At 43.0% G+C, this 2,311-nt stretch carries 2 protein-coding genes and 2 pseudogenes; all 4 read left to right on the top strand.

Annotated features, from left to right (window positions below; genetic code table 11):
* Nucleotides 1-202 (top strand): annotated as a pseudogene (locus QVP40_RS08340) (hypothetical protein); the annotation flags it as partial.
* Nucleotides 199-858: a response regulator transcription factor gene (locus QVP40_RS08345; protein ID WP_022068003.1), complete on the top strand. Its 660-nt coding sequence runs from the start codon at nt 199-201 to the stop codon at nt 856-858. The pseudogene QVP40_RS08340 and the gene QVP40_RS08345, both read left to right, overlap by 4 nt.
* Entirely contained in the window at nt 845-1,669 is an 825-nt protein-coding gene (locus QVP40_RS08350) for a sensor histidine kinase (RefSeq protein ID WP_022068004.1), read from the top strand. Before QVP40_RS08345 ends, QVP40_RS08350 begins: the two co-directional genes overlap by 14 nt.
* Nucleotides 1,670-1,757: 88 nt before the next feature.
* Nucleotides 1,758-2,255, top strand: a pseudogene (locus QVP40_RS08355) (ABC transporter ATP-binding protein); the annotation flags it as partial.
* Nucleotides 2,256-2,311: the final 56 nt, after the last annotated feature.

The following is a 2,311-nucleotide window of genomic DNA, read 5'->3' on the forward strand; positions in this document are numbered from 1 at the left end:
AATTAGGGCTAGCCGTGGCGTCGGCGGCTTGGTACAATTAAATTTATATGTTGATAGCTGCAAAGATGAAAAGGGGATAATAATGAATATATATAAATTTTGGAAAGCTGTTCCTGATCAGGATGAAGAGGAAATCAGAAAGTATTTTCAGAAAGACGCATATTGGAAAACCATTAAGATAACAGAGGTGGCAGAATTATGATGTACAGAATACTGATAGTGGAGGATGATCCTTCCATTGCGGCAGGGCTGAGCTATGCTTTGGAAAAAGAGGGTTATTTTGTGACGCAGTGCAGGAGCGTTGCGGAAGCCTTTGAAGTATCAGAAGCAGTTCATTTTGACCTTGCTGTTCTGGACATGCAGCTTCCGGACGGGGTGGGCAAGGAAATCGGACAAAAGCTTCAGGCAGAACAGACCCAGGTGATCTATCTGACTGTGGTAGATGATGAGGATGAAATTGTCCATACTCTGGAAAACGGCGCTGCTGATTACGTTACGAAGCCTTTTCGAATGAGGGAGCTGATGGTCCGGATCAGAAGGATACTGAATATAAAAACAGAGGAACAGCAGGTTATAAGGCTCGGGGATGCTGTGATTGATGCAAATGCAGGAAAAGTATTTGTAAAAGATCAGCAGATTTTACTGACAGCGCTGGAATATCGGCTGCTGCTTATTTTTGCGGAAAATCCCTCGATTCTTCTTACAAGGGAGCAGCTTCTGGAACGGATCTGGGATATCAGTGGTGATTTTGTGGAAGATAACACCCTGACTGTATATGTGAAGCGTTTGCGGAAAAAGCTGGGAGATGCTGTTCAGATTTCAACAGTCAGGGGGATCGGGTATCGTGTGGATCAGTAAAAAAGAAATTCTGGAGCTTTCAGAGGGGATCCAGAAAGCCCTTGAGGGAGAAAGCTTTGACCCAAGGGATGAAAAGGAAGGCCCCTGGAGTATTTTTAAAAATGATATTTATACATTGCTGAATCTGGAGCGAGAGCAGAAAAGCGCCGCGATAGAAGAAAAAGAACATCTGTCAGGATATTTATCTGATATTTCCCACCAGCTGAAAACACCGGTTTCTTCCATTCTTCTTATGACTGAGCTTATGGAGGATGCCCCGGAGGACAGGCAGAAAGAATTTCTTTTTTGCATCAAAAAGGAAGTACGGCATATGGAGTGGCTGGTAACGGCGCTTTTGAAAATGGCAAAAATTGATTCCAGGAACGTGAATTTCCATAAGGATAAGGTGCAGACAGGAGAGCTTCTGGATCATGCGCTGGAATCTGTGGAGATCATGCTGGATATCCGAAATCAGACTGTGAGATTAAAAGAAGATATACAGCTTGTCTGTGACAGAAAATGGACGACAGAGGCTCTTATCAATCTTTTAAAAAATGCTTCAGAGTGTTCTGAGGAAAACAGTGAAATTCTGATAGATTCCGGAGAGAATCCCATTTATAGCTGGATATCTGTTACAGATCATGGAAAAGGGCTGAAAAAAGATCAGATTGCAGGACTGTTCCGGAGATTTGAGGGGACGCGGAAAGAAAACGGATATGGAATCGGGCTGCCTCTGGCTCTTTCCATTATGAGGGCTCAGAATGGAGAAATTGAAGTACAGTCCGGTTTAGAAAAAACAGGCACCACATTTATCATGAAATTTTATAAATAGTCACGAAAGAGTCACTTTTCTTATTTATCATGAATATGAAAGAGGTCAGGACAAGCTATGGCCGAAAAAATGAGAAAAGAGGTAATATATGGAAGTTTTGGAAGTAAAAGAGCTGACTAAAATTTACGGCAGCGGAGAAAATCAGGTGACTGCTCTTGACCATGTGAGCTTTCAGGTTAAAAAAGGTGAATTTATTGCCATTGTTGGAGCGTCAGGATCGGGAAAATCCACTCTTATGAATCTGATCGGAGGAATTGACCGTCCTACCTCCGGCAGCGTTGTGATTGACGGAAAAAAGATTTTTGACATGAATGAAAGCGAAATGGCTATTTTCAGGCGCAGAAATATTGGCATTGTATATCAGTTCTATAATCTTATCCCCAATCTGACAGTAGATGAGAACATCATGCTGCCCTGTCTTCTGGATCAGAGAAAGCCGGATGCAGGGAAGCTGGATCGGATCGTGGAAATGACAGGATTATCCCACAGGAGAAAGCATCTTCCGGGACAGCTTTCCGGAGGTCAGCAGCAGAGGGTATCGGTTGGAAGAGCGCTTATTAATGATCCGGCTTTTATTCTTGCGGATGTAAACTGAACCCCATGTGCTTACTGTAAATAGAGTGTACACAGTAGGATTACATG

The sequence above is a fragment of the Blautia sp. CAG:257 genome, assembly GCF_000433815.1.
In the GTDB taxonomy this organism is placed as follows: Bacteria; Bacillota; Clostridia; order Lachnospirales; family Lachnospiraceae; genus Blautia_A; species Blautia_A caecimuris.

Bases quoted from the DNA above. Each gene is read 5' to 3' on its own strand.
- QVP40_RS08345 (WP_022068003.1), top strand. From the start codon at position 199: ATGATGTACAGAATACTGATAGTGGAGGATGATCCTTCCATTGCGGCA.